This is a genomic window from Pseudomonas sp. S2_F03 (assembly GCF_054668335.1).
This window is the reverse complement of sequence record NZ_CP162759.1, coordinates 583,114-605,572: the sequence shown is the minus strand read 5'-3', so window position 1 is coordinate 605,572 and position 22,459 is coordinate 583,114. Positions and strand designations below refer to the sequence as shown.

Sequence of the window (22,459 nt, the reverse complement as noted above, 5' to 3'; positions counted from 1 at the left end):
CCGTTCACCTTTTTTAAGCGTTAAGCGCCGACTACGATCGGCCTTGCCAGAGGCGGGACGACGGCGCTGACAGGCGCGATGCCGGCTTCGAACTCATGGCGGAAGTATTTGATTGCGCTGCCCAACGGCTCCACGGCGCCCGGTGCGTGAGCACAGAAGGTCTTGCCTGGGCCGAGGAAGCCGACCAGACCCAGCAGGGTCTCGATGTCGCCGGCTTGCCCTTCACCGTTCTCGATCGCACGCAGGAGCTTGACGCTCCACGGCAAACCGTCACGGCACGGGGTGCAGAAGCCGCAGGATTCGCGGGAGAAGAACTCTTCCATGTTGCGCAGCAGGGAAACCATATTGACGCTGTCGTCGACCGCCATGGCCAGGCCAGTACCCATACGGGTGCCCACCTTGGCGATGCCGCCGGCGTACATTTGTGCGTCCAGGTGTTCCGGCAACAGGAAACCGGTACCGGCGCCGCCTGGCTGCCAGGCCTTGAGCTTGTAACCGTCGCGCATGCCGCCGGCGTAGTCTTCGAACAACTCGCGACCGGTGACGCCGAACGGCAATTCCCACAGGCCCGGGTTCTTGACCTTGCCGGAGAAGCCCATGAGTTTGGTGCCCATGTCTTCACTGCCTTCGCGGGCCAACGATTTGTACCAGTCCACGCCGTCGGCGATGATCGCCGGGACGTTGCACAGGGTCTCGACGTTGTTCACGCAAGTCGGCTTGCCCCACACGCCAACGGCGGCAGGGAAGGGCGGCTTGGAGCGCGGGTTGGCGCGGCGGCCTTCGAGGGAGTTGATCAGTGCGGTTTCTTCACCGCAGATGTAACGCCCGGCACCGGTGTGGACGAACAGCTCGAAATCGAAGCCGCTGCCCAGGATGTTTTTACCCAGCAGGCCAGCTGCCTTGGCTTCTTCCACGGCACGGTTCAGGTGCTTGGCGGCGGTGGTGTACTCGCCACGCAGGAAGATGTAGCCACGGTAGGTTTTCAGCGCGCGAGCACTGATCAGCATGCCTTCGATCAGCAGATGGGGCAGTTGCTCCATCAGCATGCGGTCTTTCCAGGTGTTCGGTTCCATTTCATCCGCGTTGCACAGCAGGTAACGGATGTTGATGGATTCGTCTTTGGGCATCAGGCCCCACTTCACGCCAGTGGGGAAGCCTGCGCCGCCGCGACCTTTGAGGCCGGAGTCTTTCACGGTCTGGACGATGTCGTCCTGAGCCATGTCGGCGAAGGCCTTGCGCGCTGCGGCGTAACCGTTCTTGGCCTGGTACTCGTCGAGCCAGACAGCTTCGCCGTCGTCACGCAGACGCCAGGTCAACGGGTGAGTCTCGGCCGAACGCTTGATGCGGTTGGCTGGACCGAAGGAAGTCAGGGTCATACGTAGCCCTCGAGCAATTTGGCAACGCCGGCAGGCTGCACATCACCGAAAGTGTCGTCGTCGATCATCAACGCCGGCGCCTTGTCGCAGTTGCCGAGGCAGCAGACCGGCAGCAGGGTGAAACGACCGTCGGCGGTGGTCTGACCCAGGCCGATGCCCAGCTTGCTCTGGATTTCGCTGACCACGGACTCGTGGCCGCCGATGTAGCAGACCATGCTGTCGCAGACGCGAATGATGTGACGGCCCACTGGCTGACGGAAGATCTGGCTATAGAACGTAGCCACGCCTTCAACGTCGCTGGCCGGAATGCCGAGGATCTCGCCGATGGCGTACAAGGCGCCGTCCGGCACCCAGCCACGTTCCTTCTGGACGATTTTCAGGGCTTCGATCGACGCCGCGCGCGGGTCTTCGTAGTGATGCAGCTCGTGCTCGATGGCCGAGCGCTCGGTTTCACTCAAGGTGAAACGGTCTGTCTGGATAAGCGTGCTATTCATGCTTAGCGGTCCACGTCGGCCATAACGAAATCGATACTACCCAGGTACGCAATCAAGTCCGCGACCATGCTGCCTTTGATCACCGAAGGGATCTGCTGCAGGTGCGGGAAGCTTGGGGTACGAATCCGGGTGCGGTAGCTCATGGTGCCGCCATCGCTCGTCAGGTAATAACTGTTGATGCCCTTGGTCGCTTCGATCATCTGGAAGGATTCGTTGGCCGGCATGACCGGGCCCCACGAAACTTGCAGGAAGTGCGTGATCAGGGTCTCGATGTGTTGCAGCGTGCGCTCTTTCGGCGGCGGCGTGGTCAGCGGGTGATCCGCCTTGTACGGGCCTTCCGGCATGTTGCGCATGCACTGCTCGATGATCTTGATGCTCTGGCGCATTTCTTCGACGCGCACAATGCAGCGGTCGTAGGCATCGCCGTTGGCCGCCAGCGGCACTTCGAATTCGAAGTTTTCGTAACCGGAGTATGGACGAGCTTTACGCAGGTCGAAGTCGCAACCGGTCGAACGCAGGCCGGCACCGGTGACGCCCCATTCCAGGGCTTCCTTGGTGTTGTAGGCGGCGACGCCGATGGTCCGGCCACGCAGGATGCTGTTGTCCAGGGCGGCTTTCTGGTATTCGTCCAGTCGCTTTGGCATCCACTCGACGAAGTCTTTCACCAGTTTTTCCCAGCCGCGCGGCAGGTCGTGAGCGACGCCACCAATGCGGTACCAGGCCGGGTGCAGACGGAAACCGGTAATGGCTTCGATCACCGTGTACGCCTTCTGACGGTCGGTGAACGTGAAGAACACCGGGGTCATGGCGCCGACGTCCTGGATGTAAGTCCCCAGGAACAGCAGGTGGCTGGTGATACGGAAGAACTCGGCCATCATGATGCGGATGACGTCGACCTTCTCGGGCACCTTGATACCGGCCAGCTTCTCGACCGAGAGCACGTACGGCAGGTTGTTCATCACACCGCCGAGGTAGTCGATACGGTCGGTGTACGGGATGAAACTGTGCCAGGACTGACGCTCGGCCATTTTTTCGGCACCACGGTGGTGGTAACCGACGTCCGGCACGCAGTCGACGATCTCTTCACCGTCCAGCTGCAGGATGATGCGGAACGCACCGTGCGCGGAAGGGTGGTTGGGACCGAGGTTGAGGAACATGTAGTCCTCGTTCGCACCGGAACGCTTCATGCCCCAGTCTTCAGGCTTGAAGCGCGCGGCTTCTTCCTCAAGCTGTTGCTTGGCCAGGTTCAGGGTGAACGGGTCGAACTCGGTGGCACGGGCCGGGAAGTCCTTGCGCAGCGGGTGACCTTCCCAGGTTGGAGGCATCATGATGCGGGTCAGGTGCGGGTGACCGGCAAAGTTGATGCCGTACATGTCCCACACTTCACGCTCGTACCAGTTGGCGTTCGGCCACAGACCGGTCACGGTCGGCACGTTGAGGTCGCCCTCGGACAAGGCGACCTTGATCATTACGTCACTATTACGTTCGATCGACATCAAGTGGTAGAACACCGTGAAGTCGGCGCCACTTGGCAGCCCTTGACGCTTGGTGCGCAGACGCTCGTCCACGCCGTGCAGGTCATAGAGCATGACGTATGGCTTGGGCAGGTTACGCAGGAAGGTCAGGACTTCGACGAGTTTGGCACGCGCAACCCAGCACCGGCATGCCGGTGCGGGTAGGTTGGGCGGTGAACGCCTCCGGGCCAAAACGGTTGTTCAGTTCGACGACCACATCCTGGTCGTCTGCCTTGTAAGGCGGGATGTACAGAGCACTGCCTGTAGTCATGGTTATTTATCGCTTTCGGTCAACGTAAAGAATGAAGCCAGGTTCTCGTTCTATAGAAAGAAGCAGATCTGGATCAGACTTCGTCGGGGCTGCGCAGGTTGGTGACTGCGATTCGCTGTTCGCGGCGCTTTTCCTTTTCGGAAGGCATCTCGGCGCGATACACGCCTTGATCACCAACGACCCAGGAAAGCGGACGACGCTCCTGTCCAATCGACTCTTGCAAGAGCATCAAACCTTGCAGAAAAGCTTCAGGGCGGGGCGGGCAGCCAGGCACGTAGACGTCCACGGGCAGGAACTTGTCCACCCCTTGAACGACGGAGTAGATGTCGTACATGCCACTGGAGTTGGCGCACGAACCCATGGAGATAACCCATTTAGGTTCGAGCATTTGCTCGTAGAGACGCTGAATGATCGGCGCCATCTTGATGAAGCAGGTACCGGCGATAACCATGAAATCCGCCTGACGCGGCGATGCCCGGATAACCTCGGCGCCAAAGCGCGCGATGTCGTGGGGCGCCGTGAAGGCGGTGGTCATTTCCACGTAGCAGCACGAAAGACCGAAGTTATACGGCCACAGGGAGTTCTTGCGCCCCCAGTTGATCGTGCCGTTAAGCACGTCTTCGAGCTTGCCCATGAAAATGTTTTTGTGGACTTGATCTTCTAACGGATCGGAAACGGTTTCCCGTTCGCCAATCGGATACTGCTCGTTAGGAGCATCGGGGTCGATCCTGGTGAGATTGTATTGCATTGCCAAAGCCTCATTGTTTCAGCTTCGCTTGTCGCTTACGACGAGCTTCCGGAGCCCAGTCAAGGGCGCCCACTCGGAATAGGTAGACAAGGCCTGCCAACAGAATTGCTATGAAAACGAGAGCTTCGACGAATCCGGTCCAGCCGCTTTCGCGGACGGACACAGACCATGCAAAGAGAAAGAGGGCTTCGATATCGAAGATCACGAAGAGCATCGCGACCAGATAGAATTTGGCTGAGAGCCGCAGACGGGCGCCACCTGTAGGCAGCATGCCGGATTCGAACGGTTCGTTTTTGCTGCGGCCCCAGGCTTTTGACCCGAGGAGGCTGGAAACGCCGAGCATGAAGGCGCAAAGGCCGACGACGCCCAGAAGGAAAATGGCAAAGCCCCAGTTGTGGGCCATGAGTCCTGTCGCTTCGGGCATGCTGGTAATCCTTAACAGAGAGCAAAGGTCTCTGAGCTTAAAAAAGTAACAACGCAGTGACGATATGTCGCAGCAATCAATCCCGCTGATTTTATGGCTAAACACCCAGCAAGTAAAATTCCTATAGCGAAATTATTTATAGGAATAAGGACATAGCGCACCTCCAAAGCCCCGCAGCCCATGCGCTTCGGGCATTAGCCGGGATTTCATTAATTATGTTTTGCGCAGCGCGTAACGAACATGGTTGCGGCTAAATGATAATCAATATTGTTTGCAGTGATTTTTAAACAGTTTAGCGAGTAGGCGATCAGGAAGTTGCCTTATATGCGCGTTACTGCAAGTAGCGAGCGGGGTTGTTTTACCCTGTTTTCCTAATCGGGAAAATGCTCAGGATCAATGATTTTCCGCACAAAATCCGGCGTGCACGATCCCTGTAGCAGCTGCCGAAGGCTGCGTTCCGGCTGCGCAGCCGTCGTAAAACCCGAGTGCACGGTGAAACAGGCACAACACGGTGGATGGTTTCGCGAGGACTTCGTCCTCGAACGCAGCCTTCGGCCGCTGCTACAGGGTTGTGATGGCCTACAAATCGTAGGCAAAAAAACGCCCCGAACCAGTCGGGGCGTCAGATGTGCAGCGTTGCGGTTAGCTTTTTACTCGGTCCGCAGCGGCCACTTGTTCAGGTGAAGCAGATCAGTGGAACTGTTCTTCTTCAGTCGAACCGGTCAGTGCGGTTACCGAAGACGAGCCGCCCTGAATCACGGTGGTCATGTCGTCGAAGTAGCCGGTGCCCACTTCCTGCTGGTGAGCCACGAAGGTGTAACCCTTGGCAGCGTCAGCGAACTCTTGCTCTTGCAGCTTCACGTAGGCAGTCATGTCGTTGCGGGCGTAGTCGTGCGCCAGGTTGAACATGCTGTGCCACATGTTGTGAATGCCGGCCAGGGTGATGAACTGGTGCTTGTAACCCATGGCGGACAGTTCGCGCTGGAACTTGGCGATGGTCGCGTCGTCCAGGTTTTTCTTCCAGTTGAAGGAAGGCGAGCAGTTGTACGACAGCAGTTGGTCCGGGTATTCCTTTTTGATCGCTTCAGCGAAGCGGCGAGCCTCGTCCAGGTCTGGCTTGGCGGTTTCGCACCAGATCAGGTCGGCGTACGGAGCGTAAGCCAGACCGCGAGCGATGGCCTGGTCCAGACCGGCGCGCACTTTGTAGAAGCCTTCCTGGGTACGTTCGCCAGTGACGAACGGCTGGTCGTACGGGTCGCAATCGGAAGTCAGCAGGTCAGCTGCGTTAGCGTCGGTACGGGCCAGGATGATGGTCGGAGTACCGGCAACGTCAGCGGCCAGGCGAGCAGCGGTCAGCTTCTGTACGGCTTCCTGGGTAGGAACCAGTACCTTGCCGCCCATGTGGCCGCATTTTTTCACCGAAGCCAGTTGGTCTTCGAAGTGAACGCCGGCGGCGCCTGCTTCGATCATGCTCTTCATCAGCTCGTAAGCGTTCAGTACGCCGCCGAAACCGGCTTCGGCGTCAGCTACGATCGGAGCGAAGTAGTCGATGTAGCCTTCGTCGCCCGGGCCTTTGCCGGCTTTCCACTGGATCTGGTCAGCACGACGGAACGAGTTGTTGATGCGCTTGACCACGGTTGGAACCGAATCCACCGGGTACAGCGACTGATCCGGGTACATCGATTCAGCGGAGTTGTTGTCCGCCGCAACCTGCCAGCCCGACAGGTAGATCGCCTGGATACCGGCTTTAACTTGTTGTACAGCCTGGCCGCCGGTCAGGGCGCCCATGCAGTTAACGAAATCTTTCTCAGGGCGGAAGGACGGCTTGGCACCCTGGGTAACCAGGTTCCAGAGCTTCTCGGCGCCCAGTTTTGCAAAGGTGTGCTCAGGTTGAACCGAGCCACGCAGGCGGACGACGTCAGCAGCGGAGTAAGCGCGTGTCACGCCTTTCCAGCGTGGGTTTTCAGCCCAGTCTTTTTCGAGGGCTGCAATTTGCTGTTCGCGTGTCAGTGCCATGGAGATAAACCTCGTCGCGTCTTTACGGAAAGTTGTGCTGCTGTGGAAAATTCATGCTGCGCGCTGACCAGAAGCTTTGGCGGTCAAGTCGGATTTGGCGGGGGTGGCGACGGGATGAACGATGGGCTCGAGGGGAAGTGAGCAGGTAAGGGCGAGCTGGCGAGCGCATTCGGGCATCGTGGGCCTTGGTGCGAACTACAGTGAGTAGCCGGGTTACCTAATTACGCTTCCGTCCCTCGGGACAACTTCGTTCCAGTCGGCAACCTCGTCAAACACACCTTGTGGGCGGTACAGACACGAAGCGGCTCGCGGGGTAGGTGCGAGCATCGCCTCGAAGGCCCTTGCCAGGGCCTCTGATTAGCGGGAGCGAGGCCATCATGCCTTTGCTTTTTTCGATCGTCAAACGTTTTGTAGTGCTTTTTTTCAAGCACTACATCTTTGGTCTAATAAGACTAATCAGTCAGTTATTGGTGCTTCAGTCCAAGGTGTCGACTTTCACCCGCAAAGTCATGTCGTTGCGACTCTGGGTTGAGTAGCTGCGGGTCATGGCCTGTTTGTCGGCCTGGGTCTGGCCGTTCATCCCGGCCAGCAGGATCCACTCACCGAGGCGTCCGGTGACAGTTGTGTCGGTACTTTGCACGTTCACTACATCGGGCCGTTCCTGGCTCATGCGGTCACGGTTTGTGCTGATTGCCAGGTGAACGATGTCGCCGGTGACGCTGGCGGTGACGTAGAAGCCTTGAGTGACGTTGCGGTATTCGGTCTGGCTGCGCAAATCACCGTAGGAGTCGGTTTGCGAGCTGATGAGTGGAACGCTCTGGCCCACCTGAATCAGTGCGGGAGTGCCTTCGCTGGCCTGGACCTGTTGGATGCCGCCGTCACGGCTGTCAGTGCTGTGATTGATGATTCGGGTCTGGCTCGGCTTGGCGCCGTTTACCGAGTAGCCCTGATCGCCCTGGAAGTTGTTTTCATTGGTGTCGACGGTGATCAGCAGGCGTTTGGGCTGGGTATCAAGTTGTGCGATCAGCGCTTTAAGTTCGTCGATTTTGCGTTGATCGGCATTGATGATCAGTTGATTGCCGTAGGCGCTGACCTGTCCTTCCTTGCCAATGAAATCCTGCGCCATGGGCAGCATGTCAGCACTGGTACGGAAGCTCAGCGGCACGATCTCGGTGGCCGCCATGGCCGAAAAACTGCAAGCCAACAGCAAGGTGGTGAGCAGGGTGCGTAGGGACATATCCGTTATCTCCGACATCTTGAAGTGTTGATAGTGCCAGTTTGTCGGCCCGGCGTGGGGCAAGTTGAATCTTAGACAGCAAAACGCCCCGGCATCCGAAGATGGCGGGGCGTTTTGTGTGTTCTTGCGGGCCTCATCGCGAGCAAGCTCGGCTCCTACAGGTATCGCGCTGAATCTGTAGGAGCCGGGCTTGCCCGCGATGGCAGCGCTTCGGTCTCACGCGGAGTGCCGCACCATGTCCACATGCGGAATCCCGGCTTCCAGGAACTCCTCGCTGACCATGCTGAAACCCAGGCGCTCATAGAACGCCGTGGCTTGCACTTGTGCGCTGAGCATTTGCTGCTTCAGCCCACGTTTTTCGGCTTCGCCGATCACCGCTTGCATCAGTGCATCGCCGACCTTCAAGCCGCGCCAGTCCTTGAGTACCGAGACCCGGCCAATGTGCCCATCGGGCAGCAGGCGGGCGGTGCCTATCGGAAAGTCGCCTTCGAAGGCCAGGAAATGCACCGCGGTTGCGTCATCAGCATCCCATTCCAACTCAGGTGGAACGGATTGCTCGGCGATGAACACCGTCTCACGAATGCGCCGGATCTCGGCGATATCCTTCTGCCAGTCTGCGACACGTACGTGAATTTTATTCATCAGCAAACCCCAGGCTGCCTTGCTTGATCAGTTCGCACAGCAGGCCACGACCGTCTTCATCGGTCAGCCACGCGCCGAGGTTGTCGATGTGCAGTGCGTCGGCAGCGCAAATCAACTTCAGCAGTTCGCGCAGCTTGCCTGGCAGGTAACGGCTTTGGCCGCTGGCAAACAGCAGCAGGTCGTCATCGACTTCGGACCAGGCCAGGCGCGCACTTGGGTTGCGGATCAGTACGGCACCTTGCTCCAGGCTGGCGAGCAGGTCGTCTTCTTCGATCTCTTCCGGGCCGACCACCAGTTCTGGATAGCGCGGCTCGGTCATGTACTGGCCAAACCAGGTCAGCAGCAGACGCTCGTCGCTCATGTGCTCGGCCAGAAGGCTTTTGAGGCGATCAAGGGCGTCATGCTGGATCTGGTGAGGATCAACCGCTGGCAGGGCGTCGGCGTCGGTGTAACGCTCTTCGTCTGTCAGGAACTGGCTGAGGAAGTCGGTGAAGTGGGTCAACACTTCAGCGGCGCTCGGCGCACGGAAACCCACGGAATACGTCATGCAATCATCGACGGCCACGCCGCAGTGGGCCAGGCGTGGCGGCAGATACAGCATGTCGCCCGGTTCCAGGACCCATTCAGCGGTCTCTTCGAATTCCGCCAGGATGCGCAGGTCGGCGTGTTGCAGCAGCGGGCTCTCGGAATCGCACATCTGGCCGATTTTCCAGTTGCGCTTGCCATGGCCTTGCAGCAGGAATACGTCGTAGTTGTCGAAGTGTGGACCGACGCTGCCACCTGGGGCTGCGAAACTGATCATCACGTCGTCAACGCGCCAGCTCGGCAGAAAGCGGAAGTGTTCCAGCAGCTCGCTCACTTCAGGCACAAACTGATCCACCGCTTGAACCAGCAGGGTCCACTCGCGTTCCGGCAGTTTGCTGAACTCGTCTTCGGCAAACGGGCCGCGACGCAATTCCCAAGGGTGCTCGCCGTGCTCGATCACCAGGCGCGATTCGACTTCTTCTTCCAGCGCCAGGCCGGCCAGTTCGTCGGCGTCGATCGGGCTTTCGAAATCAGGAATCGCCTGGCGGATCAGCAGCGGTTTTTTCTGCCAGTAGTCGCGCAGGAACTCGCGTGCCGTGATACCGCCCAGAAGTTGAAGAGGAATGTCAGGATTCATGTGTAACCTATTGAAAAAAAGCACTTTTGAGACAGGAATAAAAAACGCCCGGCGCTGCCGGGCGTCTCAAGCGGGGCAAGCGGTCAATCAGATGCGTTTGGCTTGCTCTACAGCGTTACCGATGTAGTTCGCCGGGGTGAGCAATTTCAGCTCGGCCTTGGCGGCGGCTGGCATGTCCAGGCCGTCGATGAAAGTCTGCAACGCTTCAGGGCTGATGCCCTTGCCGCGGGTCAGTTCTTTCAGTTTTTCGTACGGGTTTTCGATGTTGTAGCGGCGCATTACGGTCTGGATCGGCTCGGCCAATACTTCCCAGCACGCGTCCAGGTCGGCAGCGATCTTCTGGGCATTGAGCTCCAGCTTGCTGATGCCTTTGAGGCTGGCTTCGTACGCGATCACGCTGTGGGCGAAGCCGACACCGAGGTTGCGCAGCACGGTGGAGTCGGTCAGGTCGCGCTGCCAGCGGGAGATTGGCAGCTTGCTCGCCAGGTGCTGGAACAGTGCGTTGGCGATGCCCAGGTTGCCTTCGGAGTTTTCGAAGTCGATCGGGTTGACCTTGTGCGGCATGGTCGACGAACCGATTTCGCCAGCGATGGTGCGCTGTTTGAAATAACCCAGGGAGATGTAGCCCCAGATGTCGCGGTCGAAGTCGATCAGGATGGTGTTGAAGCGCGCGATGGCGTCAAACAGCTCGGCAATGTAGTCGTGCGGTTCGATCTGCGTGGTGTACGGGTTGAAACCCAGGCCCAGTTCGTCTTCGATGAAAGCGCGGGCGTTTTCTTCCCAGTTGATCTCAGGGTAGGCCGACAGGTGAGCGTTGTAGTTGCCGACAGCGCCGTTGATCTTGCCCAGCAGCGGAACGGCAGCGACCTGAGCAATTTGACGCTCCAGGCGGTACACCACGTTCGCCATTTCTTTGCCCAGGGTGGTCGGCGAAGCCGGTTGGCCGTGGGTGCGCGACAACATTGGCACGTCGGCAAAACGGATGGCCAGTTCGCGGATGGCTTCGGCGGTCTGGCGCATCAGCGGCAGCATCACGTCATCACGGCCTTCGCGCAGCATCAGGGCGTGGGACAGGTTGTTGATGTCCTCGCTGGTGCAGGCAAAGTGGATGAATTCGCTGACGGCAGCCAGTTCTGGCAGCTTGGCCGCTTGCTCTTTGAGCAGGTATTCGATGGCTTTAACGTCATGGTTGGTGGTGCGCTCGATCTCTTTGACACGCTCGGCGTGCTCCAGAGAAAAGTTTTCCGCCAGGGTGTTCAGTACAGCGTTGGCTTCGGCGGAGAACGCCGGTACTTCGCTGATGGCAGGATGAGCGGCCAGGCGCTGGAGCCAGCGCACTTCAACCAGAACGCGAGCACGGATCAGGCCGTATTCGCTGAAAATTGGGCGCAGGGCCTGGGTTTTGCCGGCGTAGCGGCCGTCAACAGGGGAAACCGCAGTGAGCGAAGAAAGCTGCATGGGGTGTTCTCGGACAGTCGGGCAACGAAATGGGGCGCGTATCATACATGAAAAAATCCGCCGGTCCGTCGCCAACTGACCGGCGTATTACGCGTAACTCGGTGTAAAGGTCTGCCGATGCGAGTTATTCGTTACGCATCAACGGGTAAAGCTCTTTGAGCAATTTGCGGCGGCTGATCACCAGCTGCCAGCGGTGACCGCCCAACTGTCGCCACAAGCGCGCCGAACGAATACCGGCCAGCAACAGGGCGCGGATCTTCGAGGCGTTGCTCGGTTGCTGCAGGTTGCGCATGTCGCCATGGACCTGGATGCGTTGGCGCAGTGTGCTCAACGTGTCCTGATACAACGCGCCGCACGCGGCGATCACGTTTTCATGAGCGGGGCCGAAGTGTTCGACCTGGGATTGAATCTGCGGCAAGCGCTTGCCGATCGCGTCCAGCATGTCGCCACGTTTGGCCAGCTGGCGCTCCAGCCCCAGCATCGCCAGCGCGTAACGCAACGGTTCGCGTTGCAGGGCGCTCGGGTCGCGCTCCAGGGCGCCGATCAGTGCGCGATAACCTTCGCGCAGATTGAGGTCGTCGCCGCCGTAGACTTCCAGCGTGTCCTTGGGGTCGCGAATCAGCAGGCTGCCGAGCATGCAGGTCAGGCCGGCTTCAGAGGTCTGGCCGCTCTTGGCAATCTTGTCGACGAGGACGGCGGCGAGAAACACGCCGCCCAGTGCCGTCAGTTGCTCCTGGGTCGGGCTCATTGAGGCTGGCCTTTGCTGGTCCACGGCTCTGCAATTTCGATCACGCCACCGCCGAGGCAGATTTCACCGTCATAGAACACCACGGACTGGCCTGGAGTGACCGCACGCTGCGGGTCATCGAAGGTGGCGCGGTAGCCGGTGGCGGTTTTCTCCAGCGTGCAAGGCTGGTCGCTTTGACGATAGCGGACCTTGGCGGTCAACTTGCGCGGCTCGGTCAGATCAATCGGGTTGACCCAATAGATGTCCGAGGCGAGCAGGGCGCGGGAAAACAGGTAAGGGTGGTCATTGCCCTGGCCAACAATAAGCTCGTTGTGTTCCAGGTCTTTGATCAGCACGTACCATGGCTCGTCACTGGCGTCTTTCAAGCCGCCGATGCCCAGGCCCTGGCGCTGGCCGATGGTGTGGTACATCAAGCCGTGGTGGCGGCCGATGACTTCGCCTTCGGTGGTCTTGATCTCGCCAGGCTGCGCGGGCAGGTACTGCTTGAGGAAGTCGCTGAAGCGGCGTTCGCCGATAAAGCAGATGCCGGTGGAGTCCTTTTTCTTCGCGGTCGCCAGCTCGTATTTCTCGGCAATTGCGCGTACTTCGGGTTTTTCCAGTTCGCCGACCGGGAACAGGGTCTTGGCAATCTGTTCACCGCCGACGGCGTGCAGGAAGTAACTCTGGTCCTTGTTCGCGTCCAGGCCCTTGAGCAGTTCGGTGCGGCCGTCGATATCGCGGCGGCGCACGTAGTGGCCGGTAGCAATCAGGTCGGCACCGAGCATCATGGCGTAGTCGAGGAACGCCTTGAACTTGATCTCACGGTTGCACAGGATGTCCGGGTTTGGCGTGCGGCCGGCCTTGTATTCGGCCAGAAAGTGCTCAAACACGTTGTCCCAGTACTCGGCGGCGAAGTTGGCGGTGTGCAGCTTGATACCAATTTTGTCGCACACGGCCTGGGCATCCGCCAGGTCGTCCATGGCGGTGCAGTATTCCGTTCCATCGTCTTCTTCCCAGTTCTTCATGAACAGGCCTTCCACCTCGTAGCCCTGCTCGATCAGCAGGAGGGCGGAAACGGAAGAGTCCACGCCGCCGGACATACCGACAATGACGCGCTTCTTTTGTGTGTCAGAAGGGGCTGGATCACGCATAGGGATTCAATGAGTGTCTTGAAAAAGGACGCGATTCTAACAGGCCGGAGCCCGCAAGGCTAAAGAGAAGGGCGGATCAGTTCGAGACTGAAGTGATTGCCGTCCAGATAATCATCGATACAGCGGATGATCAGCTCACTGCGCCAGTTTGCGCGCTGTTCCAGCAATTCGTCACGCGTCAGCCACTTGGCGCCGACGATGCCGTCGTCCAATTGATAGTCCGGGTGGTGCTTGAGCGGTTTTGCAATGAAGCAGACTCGCTGGTAAGTCACGCCATTGCTGGGGGCGGTATAGAGATAAATGCCGACGACGCCGGTCGGCTCGACGTCCCAGCCGGTTTCTTCGAGGGTTTCGCGGATGGCGGCTTCGGTCAGGGTTTCGTCCGGGTCGAGGTGGCCAGCGGGCTGGTTCAGTACCGCTCGTCCGTGTTTGAGTTCTTCGACCATCAGAAAGCGGCCGTTGTCTTCGACGATGGTGGCGACGGTGATGTGGGGTAGCCAATCCATGAGATGCCCTCAATTTGAATGTTGAAATACGGTCCTTGTGGGAGCTGGCTTGCCTGCGATGGCATCACCGCGGTGTGTCAGGCATACCGCAGTGATGCCATCGCAGGCAAGCCAGCTCCTACAGTTGATCTGTGTTTGTGCTGGAATTGAGGCCAGAAACAGAAACCCCGGCACTGGGCCGGGGCTTCTTGCTTCCTTACAACCTTAAACCAGCGCAGCAACCGCCGCGTTGAAGGTTGCGCTCGGGCGCATGGCCTTGCTGATCAGCTCGGCGTCGGCGTGGTAGTAACCGCCGATGTCCACTGGCTTGCCCTGAACGGCGTTGAGTTCGGCAACGATGGTTGCTTCGTTCTCGGTCAGGGTTTTGGCCAGGGTCGCAAACTGCGATTGCAGTGCAGCGTCTTCAGTCTGGGCGGTCAGGGCTTGAGCCCAGTACAGCGCCAGGTAGAAGTGGCTGCCGCGGTTGTCGATGTTGCCGACTTTGCGCGATGGCGACTTGTTGTTGTCCAGGAACTGGCCGGTGGCCTGGTCCAGGGTCTTGGCCAGAACCAGCGCCTTAGGGTTGTTGTAGGTCACACCCAGGTGCTCAAGAGATGCGGCCAGGGCCAGGAACTCGCCCAGGGAATCCCAGCGCAGGAAGTTTTCTTCCAGCAACTGCTGAACGTGCTTCGGAGCCGAACCACCGGCGCCGGTTTCGAAAAGACCGCCGCCGTTCATCAGTGGAACGATCGACAGCATCTTGGCGCTGGTGCCCAGTTCCATGATCGGGAACAGGTCAGTCAGGTAGTCGCGCAATACGTTGCCGGTCACCGAGATGGTGTCCTTGCCTTCGCGGGTGCGCTGCAGGGTGAACTTCATTGCGTCGACCGGCGACATGATCTGGATGTCCAGACCGGCAGTGTCGTGATCCTTCAGGTAGGCCTGAACTTTCTCGATCATCACGCCGTCGTGGGCGCGCATTGGGTCCAGCCAGAAGATCGCTGGCGTGCTGCTTGCGCGAGCGCGGTTGACGGCCAGTTTGACCCAGTCCTGGATCGGCGCGTCTTTGGTCTGGCACATGCGGAAGATGTCGCCGGCTTCAACCGATTGCTCCAGCAGCAGGGCGCCTTTGCCGTCGGTGACGCGGACAACGCCGTTGGCCTTGATCTGGAAGGTCTTGTCGTGCGAGCCGTACTCTTCGGCTTTCTTCGCCATCAGGCCAACGTTTGGCACGCTGCCCATGGTGGTTGGGTCGAAAGCGCCGTTTACCTTGCAGTCTTCGATGACGGCCTGGTAGATGGTCGCGTAGCAGCGATCCGGGATCACAGCCTTGGTGTCGTGCAGCTGGCCGTCAGTGCCCCACATTTTGCCGGAGTCACGGATCATCGCCGGCATCGAGGCGTCGACGATCACGTCGCTCGGCACGTGCAGGTTGGTGATGCCTTTGTCGGAGTTGACCATGGCCAACGATGGACGAACGGCATAGACCGCTTGAATGTCAGCTTCGATCTGAGCTTGCTGCTCGGCCGGCAGGGCCTTGATGCGAGCGTACAGGTCGCCAATGCCGTTGTTCAGGTTGAAGCCGATCTGTGCCAGCACGTCAGCGTGCTTGGCCAGTGCGTCTTTATAGAACTCGGCAACGATCTGGCCGAACATGATCGGGTCGGAGACCTTCATCATGGTGGCTTTGAGGTGAACCGACAGCAGCACGCCTTGTTGCTTGGCGCTTTCGATCTCGGCGGCAATGAAGCTGCGCAGAGCGTTTTTGCTCATGACTGCGCAATCGAGGATCTCACCGGCTTGTACGGTGGTTTTTTCTTTCAGGACGGTGGTGGTGCCGTCTTGAGCGATCAGCTCGATTTTTACAGCGTCAGCGGCATCGATCAGGGCGGCTTTTTCGCTGCCGTAGAAATCGCCGGTGCTCATGTGCGCGACGTGAGACTTGGAGTCTTTAGCCCAGGCACCCATTTTGTGCGGGTGCTTGCGAGCGTAGTTCTTGACCGACAGTGGTGCGCGGCGATCCGAGTTGCCTTCGCGCAGAACCGGGTTCACGGCGCTGCCCTTGATCTTGTCGTAGCGCGACTTGGCGAGCTTGTCGGCGTCGCTGGTCACGGTTTCCGGGTAGTCAGGAAGCGCGAAGCCCTGGGCTTGCAGTTCCTTGATCGCTGCTTGCAGCTGAGGAACGGAAGCACTGATGTTCGGCAGCTTGATGATGTTGGCTTCAGGCGTAACGGCCAGGTCGCCCAGTTCGGCGAGGTGGTCGGCTACGGCTTTGTCACCCAGTTGCTCGGGGAAGCTGGCCAGAATGCGTCCTGCAAGAGAGATATCGCGGGTTTCAACGGCGATATCAGCCGAGGCGGTGAAGGCCTCTACGATAGGCAACAGTGAATAGGTGGCGAGGGCTGGGGCTTCGTCGGTGAAGGTATAGATGATCTTCGAGCGGGTGGGCATATTCGGATTAACTCTCTCTTCTTTGCTAAAGCGTGCGCAGAAACTCGAGGTGCGCCGGGTAAGCGCGTTCGTTCAAAGTCATCCATGAGCCGAATATCGAGGTTTCGTTGCTGTGATGTTGGGTGCATCAGTAGGGCGTCAAGCGTTCGGGCTGCGGTAACAGACCGGCTTATCGGGCTGAAAGTCTCGTCATAGAGCCCCTCAGTCGTCGTGACCCTTTGGTCAGCGGCGGCATTATACATAGGTAGCTGGCAATCTGCCGATGGTTCATGAGTAACGATTCTCGTCCATTGGTCTAAAGGTCGCAGGGGCGAGTGCGGCGTAGAGTCGTTCGGCGTGCTTGAGTTTGGCGCTTTTCCCTTTGTTTTCAGGCTTGTAGCTCGCAAGTAATGCAGCTTTGCGGCAGATGGATGGAACATAGGGTTTGCGCGCCGATTTAACTGGGTTACGCTCGAACGAAGCCAGATGTTCAATCCAAACAATGGAGTTCAGCATGGGATACAAGAAGATTCAGGTTCCAGCAGTCGGCGACAAAATCACCGTCAACGCGGACCATTCTCTCAATGTTCCTAACAACCCGATCATCCCCTTCATCGAAGGCGATGGTATTGGCGTTGATATCAGCCCGGTCATGATCAAGGTTGTCGATGCTGCTGTTAAGAAGGCTTACGGCGGCGAGCGCAAAATTTCCTGGATGGAAGTCTACGCCGGGGAGAAAGCGACTCAGGTTTACGATCAGGACACCTGGCTGCCCCAGGAAACCCTGGACGCGGTCAAGGATTATGTAGTTTCCATCAAAGGTCCCCTGACCACTCCGGTCGGCGGCGGCATCCGCTCGCTGAACGTGGCGCTGCGCCAACAACTCGACCTGTATGTCTGCCTGCGCCCGGTGCGCTGGTTCGAAGGCGTGCCAAGCCCGGTCAAGAAGCCAGGCGACGTCGACATGACGATCTTCCGTGAGAACTCGGAAGACATCTACGCCGGTATCGAGTGGAAAGCCGGTTCGCCGGAAGCGACCAAAGTCATCAAGTTCCTTAAAGATGAAATGGGCGTCACCAAGATCCGCTTCGACGAAAACTGCGGTATCGGCATCAAGCCGGTTTCGCTGCAAGGCACCAAGCGTCTGGCACGCAAGGCTCTGCAGTATGTGGTCGACAACGACCGTGATTCGCTGACCATCGTGCACAAAGGCAACATCATGAAGTTCACCGAGGGTGCCTTCAAGGAATGGGCCTACGAAGTGGCGGCGGAAGAGTTCGGCGCGACCCTGCTCGATGGCGGTCCGTGGATGCAGTTCAAGAACCCGAAAACCGGCAAGAACGTCATCGTCAAGGACGCCATCGCTGACGCCATGCTGCAGCAGATCCTGCTGCGCCCTGCCGAATACGATGTGATCGCGACCCTGAACCTGAACGGCGACTACCTCTCCGACGCCCTGGCGGCGGAAGTGGGCGGCATCGGTATCGCACCGGGTGCCAACCTGTCCGACACCATTGCCATGTTCGAAGCGACCCACGGTACTGCGCCGAAGTACGCTGGCAAGGACCAGGTCAACCCGGGTTCGCTGATCCTGTCGGCTGAAATGATGCTGCGTCACATGGGCTGGACCGAAGCGGCTGATCTGATCATCAAGGGCACCAACGGCGCGATTTCCGCCAAGACCGTGACCTATGACTTCGAACGTCTGATGGAAGGCGCGAAGCTGGTTTCGTCTTCCGGGTTTGGCGATGCGCTGATCTCGCATATGTAAGAAAACGCAGGCACACAAAAACCGCCTGATTCAAGTGATTGAGTCGGGCGGTTTTTTTATGACTGGATGACGCTGCGGTCTTAGGCTGTCACGGTCTGTTGCACTGCAGGCGCGTCGGTATTCAAGACATCCACGGGGTTGCCGATGTTGATCGCGTGCAGGCCTTTGGGGCCCTGGATGATATCGAATACGACAGCTTGCCCGGCTTTCAGGGTTTTATATCCGTCCATCTTGATGGCTGAATAATGGGCGAAGAGGTCTTCGCTATCACCATCCTTATTGATGAAGCCATAACCCTTGGCATTGTTGAACCATTTGACCTTGCCTTTTACAGTGCCTTTGGCTGCTGGCTTGTCACCCTTGTTTTCTATAGTGCCTTTAGCAACCGGCTCATGACCCTTGACACCTGACATACCCAACTCCCTCTGCAACAGACTCCATCACTGGAGTATCATCCAGTACATCCGCAGTCTAATCTTGGAATTAAGATTGACTCCGCGGACCTTTTTACCCACTGTGGGCTCTATTGGTTGTAACACCGTTTTCCCGATAGTCAAGGTGACCGGGCGGTCGGTGTTGAAATCGTCCATAGCCGCCCCCACCACTGTATTCGCACAACTGACGAACCTTTCTTTCCATGCATGCAATCAGCCAGATTCGACTAACATTCAATCAGGATCGCCCTGATTCACACGACGACGATTCAGCGGGTATTGCTGTTCAGGAGGCAAAGCCTGCGTTACAGGCGCCGCCGATGTACAAGGTGGTTTTGTTCAACGATGACTACACGCCGATGGATTTCGTCGTCGAAGTGCTCGAGGTGTTTTTTAACCTGAATCGCGAGCTGGCGACCAAGGTCATGCTGGCCGTCCATACAGAAGGACGGGCAGTATGTGGAGTGTTTACCCGCGACATCGCCGAGACAAAGGCCATGCAGGTCAACCAGTACGCCAGGGAAAGCCAGCATCCGCTACTCTGTGAAATCGAGAAGGACGGTTAATCGCCGACCACTTGGGTATGAGGGTGAAGCTATGTTAAACCGCGAGCTCGAAGTCACCCTCAATCTTGCCTTCAAGGAGGCTCGTTCGAAGCGTCATGAGTTCATGACCGTCGAACATCTCCTGCTGGCCCTATTGGACAATGAGGCTGCCGCCACCGTTTTGCGTGCCTGCGGCGCAACCTCGACAAACTCAAGCATGACCTGCAGGAGTTCATTGACTCCACCACGCCTTTGATCCCCGTGCATGACGAGGATCGTGAAACCCAGCCAACCCTGGGCTTCCAGCGTGTACTGCAGCGTGCTGTGTTCCACGTACAGAGCTCGGGCAAGCGTGAAGTGACTGGCGCCAACGTGCTGGTCGCGATCTTCAGTGAGCAAGAGAGTCAGGCGGTGTTTCTGCTGAAACAGCAGAGCGTAGCGCGCATTGATGTCGTCAACTACATCGCTCATGGCATTTCCAAAGTGCCGGGGCATGGCGATCACTCTGAAGGTGAGCAAGATATGCAGGACGACGAGGGCGGTGAGTCTTCTTCTTCAGGCAATCCGCTGGATGCTTATGCCAGCAATCTCAATGAACTTGCGCGCCAGGGTCGAATTGATCCATTGGTAGGTCGTGAGCTGGAAGTCGAGCGCGTTGCTCAGATTCTGGCGCGTCGTCGCAAAAACAATCCGCTGTTGGTGGGCGAGGCGGGCGTGGGTAAAACCGCGATTGCCGAAGGCCTGGCCAAGCGCATTGTCGACAACCAGGTGCCGGACCTTCTGGCCAACAGCGTGGTGTATTCCCTCGACTTGGGCGCCTTGCTGGCCGGGACTAAATACCGTGGCGATTTCGAGAAGCGCTTCAAGGCGCTGCTCAATGAACTGAAAAAACGTCCGCAGGCGATCCTGTTCATCGACGAAATCCACACCATCATCGGTGCAGGTGCCGCGTCCGGTGGCGTCATGGATGCCTCGAACCTGCTCAAGCCGCTGCTGTCCTCGGGTGATATCCGTTGCATCGGTTCGACTACGTTCCAGGAATTTCGCGGGATTTTCGAGAAGGACCGTGCCTTGGCCCGGCGCTTCCAGAAAGTCGATGTGTCGGAGCCTTCGGTGGAAGACACCATTGGCATCCTGCGCGGCCTGAAAGGCCGTTTCGAGGCACACCACAACATCGAATACAGTGATGAAGCGCTGCGTGCGGCGGCTGAACTGGCTTCGCGCTATATCAATGACCGTCACATGCCGGACAAGGCCATTGACGTGATCGACGAGGCGGGCGCCTATCAGCGTCTGCAACCGATCGAGAAACGTGTGAAGCGCATCGAAGTGCCTCAGGTCGAGGACATCGTTGCGAAAATCGCGCGGATTCCGCCTAAGCACGTCACCAGCTCCGACAAAGAGCTGCTGCGTAACCTTGAGCGTGACCTGAAGCTGACCGTATTTGGCCAGGATGCCGCCATCGATTCGTTGTCGACGGCGATCAAACTGTCCCGTGCCGGCCTCAAGTCGCCTGACAAGCCTGTCGGTTCGTTCCTGTTCGCAGGGCCGACCGGTGTCGGTAAAACCGAAGCGGCGCGTCAGTTGGCCAAGGCGTTGGGCATCGAGCTGGTTCGTTTCGACATGTCCGAGTACATGGAGCGCCACACCGTATCGCGTCTGATCGGTGCACCTCCAGGTTATGTCGGGTTCGATCAGGGTGGCCTGCTGACCGAAGCCATCACCAAGCAGCCTCACTGCGTGCTGTTGCTCGATGAAATCGAGAAGGCGCACCCGGAAGTCTTCAACCTGCTGCTGCAGGTCATGGACCACGGTACGCTGACCGATAACAACGGGCGCAAGGCGGATTTCCGTAACGTGATCGTCATCATGACGACCAACGCCGGTGCCGAAACAGCTGCGCGTGCTTCGATTGGTTTCACGCACCAGGACCACTCGTCCGATGCGATGGAAGTGATCAAGAAAAGCTTCACGCCGGAGTTCCGCAACCGTCTGGACACCATTATCCAGTTTGGTCGCCTCAGTCACGAGGTCATCAAGAGCGTGGTGGACAAGTTCCTTACCGAGCTTCAGGCGCAGCTGGAAGACAAGCGCGTGCAGCTGGAAGTAACGGACGCCGCGCGCAGCTGGCTGGCAGCAGGTGGTTACGACACGGCAATGGGCGCTCGACCAATGGCGCGTTTGATCCAGGACAAGATCAAGCGTCCGCTGGCCGAAGAGATCCTCTTTGGCGAACTGGCCGACCATGGTGGCGTGGTGCACATCGATCTGAAGGACGGCGAGCTGACCTTCGAGTTTGAGACCACGGCTGAAATGGCCTGACGGCTGTAAAGCTAAAAGGCGCCTTCGGGCGCCTTTTTGTTGTCTGTTGGATTGGGTGTATATCCGTTGCTGCGGTAACGGCTGCTTAGGGTTTCGCCCTTACGGCGACTCACTTTTTTTTCAAACGCCAAAAAAAAGTAAGCAAAAAAAGGCTCGCCCCGAGCGTCCGGCCCCTCGCTTGGGCTCGGCGTTCCTTCGCTCCGGTATCCATCCGGGGACACTGCCCTCCGGTCTGCTTCGCTACGACCTACATGCAGCGTGTTCGACTGCGTCGAACGGCGCTACGCGCCACTCCCCGGATGCACACCTCACTCAGCCTCCCGAAGGGGCGGCCAGATCAAAAGCTGCAGGCGAGCTAACGCTCGGCCTGTTGACTGGTGAGGAACCATGGGTGTACACAGATTCAATGTGGGAGCGGGCTTGCTCGCGAAGGCGGCCTGACAGCCAACCAATCCCCATCAGATGTATCCAATCCAATTGTAGGAGTGAGCCTGCTCGCGAAGCTTTTCGCTTTGGCTTTGGCTTTGGCTTTGGCTTTGGCTTTGGCTTTGGCTTTGGCTTTGGCTTTGGCTTTGGCTTTGGCTTTGGCTTTGGCTTTGGCTTTGGCTTTGGCTTTGGCTTTTGACGTTGATCTTGATTTTGATTTTGATCTTTTGCCCCTTCGGCAGGCCGAGCGTAGGTGTTCATCAGGGGATCAGGCGCGTAGCGCCGTTCGGCGAAGCCGAACACATCGAGAGGAGGTCGTAGCGAAGCAGACCGTAGGCGATGTCCCCTGATGGATACCGTAGCGAGGGAACACTGAGCCTTAGCGAAGTGCCGTACGCCGGGGCAAAGCCTTTTGGTTCCTTTTTGGCGTTTGAAAAAGGGACTCGCTGTAAGAGCGAAACCCTAAGCAGCCGTTACCGCAGCAACGGATATACACCCAAAACCCAAGAACCCAAAAACCCACCAAATCGCAGACAAACAAAAACGCCCGGCATAAACCGGGCGTTTTGTATTGACTTGATTAGCGAGCGCGGTAAGTGATGCGCCCTTTGCTCAAGTCATAGGGCGTCAGCTCGACGCGCACTTTGTCACCGGTAAGAATACGAATGTAGTTCTTGCGCATCTTGCCGGAAATATGCGCGGTTACGACGTGCCCATTTTCCAACTCCACACGAAACATGGTGTTGGGCAGGGTGTCGACGACAGTGCCTTCCATTTCGAAGCTGTCTTCTTTCGACATGCAGTAAAGCCCTCGGTGTCCAATGAA

At 58.3% G+C, this 22,459-nt stretch carries 19 protein-coding genes and 2 pseudogenes; 4 read left to right on the top strand and 17 right to left on the bottom strand.

The annotated features are described in order from the left end of the window. Positions 1 to 20 precede the first annotated feature (20 nt). From nuoF to AB4N76_RS02855, 15 genes and pseudogenes are all read right to left on the bottom strand, one after another. Positions 21 to 1,376, bottom strand: a complete 1,356-nt coding sequence (gene nuoF / locus AB4N76_RS02925) for an NADH-quinone oxidoreductase subunit NuoF (protein WP_046032490.1) — start codon at positions 1,374 to 1,376, stop codon at positions 21 to 23. Next, entirely contained in the window at positions 1,373 to 1,870 is a 498-nt protein-coding gene (gene nuoE, locus AB4N76_RS02920; protein ID WP_008020715.1) for an NADH-quinone oxidoreductase subunit NuoE, read from the bottom strand. The genes nuoF and nuoE overlap by 4 nt, the downstream gene beginning before the upstream one ends. A gap of 2 nt (positions 1,871 to 1,872) precedes the next feature. Next, positions 1,873 to 3,655: pseudogene (gene nuoC / locus AB4N76_RS02915) on the bottom strand (NADH-quinone oxidoreductase subunit C/D). 73 nt (positions 3,656 to 3,728) lie between these two features. Further along, positions 3,729 to 4,403, bottom strand: coding sequence for a NuoB/complex I 20 kDa subunit family protein (locus AB4N76_RS02910; RefSeq protein WP_460164093.1), 675 nt, complete (start codon positions 4,401 to 4,403; stop codon positions 3,729 to 3,731). A gap of 10 nt (positions 4,404 to 4,413) precedes the next feature. Further along, complete coding sequence (locus AB4N76_RS02905) at positions 4,414 to 4,827, bottom strand: NADH-quinone oxidoreductase subunit A (protein ID WP_003223812.1); 414 nt, start codon at positions 4,825 to 4,827, stop codon at positions 4,414 to 4,416. Positions 4,828 to 5,517: 690 nt separating this feature from the next. Continuing rightward, entirely contained in the window at positions 5,518 to 6,843 is a 1,326-nt protein-coding gene (aceA, locus tag AB4N76_RS02900) for an isocitrate lyase (protein ID WP_008032724.1), read from the bottom strand. Between the two features lie 475 nt (positions 6,844 to 7,318). Beyond that, positions 7,319 to 8,080: a secretin N-terminal domain-containing protein gene (locus tag AB4N76_RS02895; protein ID WP_223522553.1), complete on the bottom strand. Its 762-nt coding sequence runs from the start codon at positions 8,078 to 8,080 to the stop codon at positions 7,319 to 7,321. Positions 8,081 to 8,296: 216 nt separating this feature from the next. Continuing rightward, complete coding sequence (locus tag AB4N76_RS02890; RefSeq protein WP_046032487.1) at positions 8,297 to 8,722, bottom strand: GNAT family N-acetyltransferase; 426 nt, start codon at positions 8,720 to 8,722, stop codon at positions 8,297 to 8,299. Continuing rightward, positions 8,715 to 9,884, bottom strand: a complete 1,170-nt coding sequence (locus tag AB4N76_RS02885; RefSeq protein WP_046032486.1) for a ribosomal protein uL16 3-hydroxylase — start codon at positions 9,882 to 9,884, stop codon at positions 8,715 to 8,717. The genes AB4N76_RS02890 and AB4N76_RS02885 overlap by 8 nt, the downstream gene beginning before the upstream one ends. Positions 9,885 to 9,971: 87 nt before the next feature. Further along, positions 9,972 to 11,342, bottom strand: a complete 1,371-nt coding sequence (gene purB, locus AB4N76_RS02880) for an adenylosuccinate lyase (protein WP_046032485.1) — start codon at positions 11,340 to 11,342, stop codon at positions 9,972 to 9,974. Between the two features lie 124 nt (positions 11,343 to 11,466). After that, positions 11,467 to 12,090, bottom strand: a complete 624-nt coding sequence (gene hflD / locus AB4N76_RS02875) for a high frequency lysogenization protein HflD (protein WP_046032484.1) — start codon at positions 12,088 to 12,090, stop codon at positions 11,467 to 11,469. Beyond that, positions 12,087 to 13,220, bottom strand: a complete 1,134-nt coding sequence (gene mnmA / locus AB4N76_RS02870; RefSeq protein ID WP_046032483.1) for a tRNA 2-thiouridine(34) synthase MnmA — start codon at positions 13,218 to 13,220, stop codon at positions 12,087 to 12,089. Before mnmA ends, hflD begins: the two co-directional genes overlap by 4 nt. A 59-nt stretch (positions 13,221 to 13,279) precedes the next feature. Then, complete coding sequence (locus AB4N76_RS02865; RefSeq protein ID WP_046032482.1) at positions 13,280 to 13,726, bottom strand: NUDIX hydrolase; 447 nt, start codon at positions 13,724 to 13,726, stop codon at positions 13,280 to 13,282. A 204-nt stretch (positions 13,727 to 13,930) separates the two neighbouring features. After that, positions 13,931 to 16,156, bottom strand: a complete 2,226-nt coding sequence (locus AB4N76_RS02860) for an NADP-dependent isocitrate dehydrogenase (protein WP_109786597.1) — start codon at positions 16,154 to 16,156, stop codon at positions 13,931 to 13,933. Between the two features lie 267 nt (positions 16,157 to 16,423). After that, positions 16,424 to 16,651, bottom strand: coding sequence for a hypothetical protein (locus AB4N76_RS02855; RefSeq protein WP_077431873.1), 228 nt, complete (start codon positions 16,649 to 16,651; stop codon positions 16,424 to 16,426). On the opposite strand from AB4N76_RS02855, the gene icd reads away from it, so the two are divergent. Continuing rightward, positions 16,650 to 17,906, top strand: a complete 1,257-nt coding sequence (icd, locus tag AB4N76_RS02850) for an NADP-dependent isocitrate dehydrogenase (protein ID WP_017339594.1) — start codon at positions 16,650 to 16,652, stop codon at positions 17,904 to 17,906. The genes AB4N76_RS02855 and icd overlap by 2 nt on opposite strands. An 80-nt stretch (positions 17,907 to 17,986) precedes the next feature. Here icd and cspD read toward each other — a convergent pair whose 3' ends face one another. After that, complete coding sequence (gene cspD / locus AB4N76_RS02845; RefSeq protein WP_046032618.1) at positions 17,987 to 18,277, bottom strand: cold shock domain-containing protein CspD; 291 nt, start codon at positions 18,275 to 18,277, stop codon at positions 17,987 to 17,989. A gap of 266 nt (positions 18,278 to 18,543) precedes the next feature. On the opposite strand from cspD, the gene clpS reads away from it, so the two are divergent. The 3 genes and pseudogenes from clpS (at position 18,544) to AB4N76_RS02830 (ending at position 21,983) form a co-directional block, all read left to right on the top strand. Next, entirely contained in the window at positions 18,544 to 18,906 is a 363-nt protein-coding gene (gene clpS / locus AB4N76_RS02840) for an ATP-dependent Clp protease adapter ClpS (RefSeq protein ID WP_046032480.1), read from the top strand. Between the two features lie 31 nt (positions 18,907 to 18,937). Continuing rightward, positions 18,938 to 21,207, top strand: a pseudogene (clpA, locus tag AB4N76_RS02835) (ATP-dependent Clp protease ATP-binding subunit ClpA). Between the two features lie 485 nt (positions 21,208 to 21,692). After that, positions 21,693 to 21,983, top strand: a complete 291-nt coding sequence (locus AB4N76_RS02830) for a hypothetical protein (RefSeq protein ID WP_460164092.1) — start codon at positions 21,693 to 21,695, stop codon at positions 21,981 to 21,983. 230 nt (positions 21,984 to 22,213) lie between these two features. Here AB4N76_RS02830 and infA read toward each other — a convergent pair whose 3' ends face one another. After that, positions 22,214 to 22,432: a translation initiation factor IF-1 gene (infA, locus tag AB4N76_RS02825; protein WP_002553999.1), complete on the bottom strand. Its 219-nt coding sequence runs from the start codon at positions 22,430 to 22,432 to the stop codon at positions 22,214 to 22,216. Between the last annotated feature and the right edge of the window lie 27 nt (positions 22,433 to 22,459).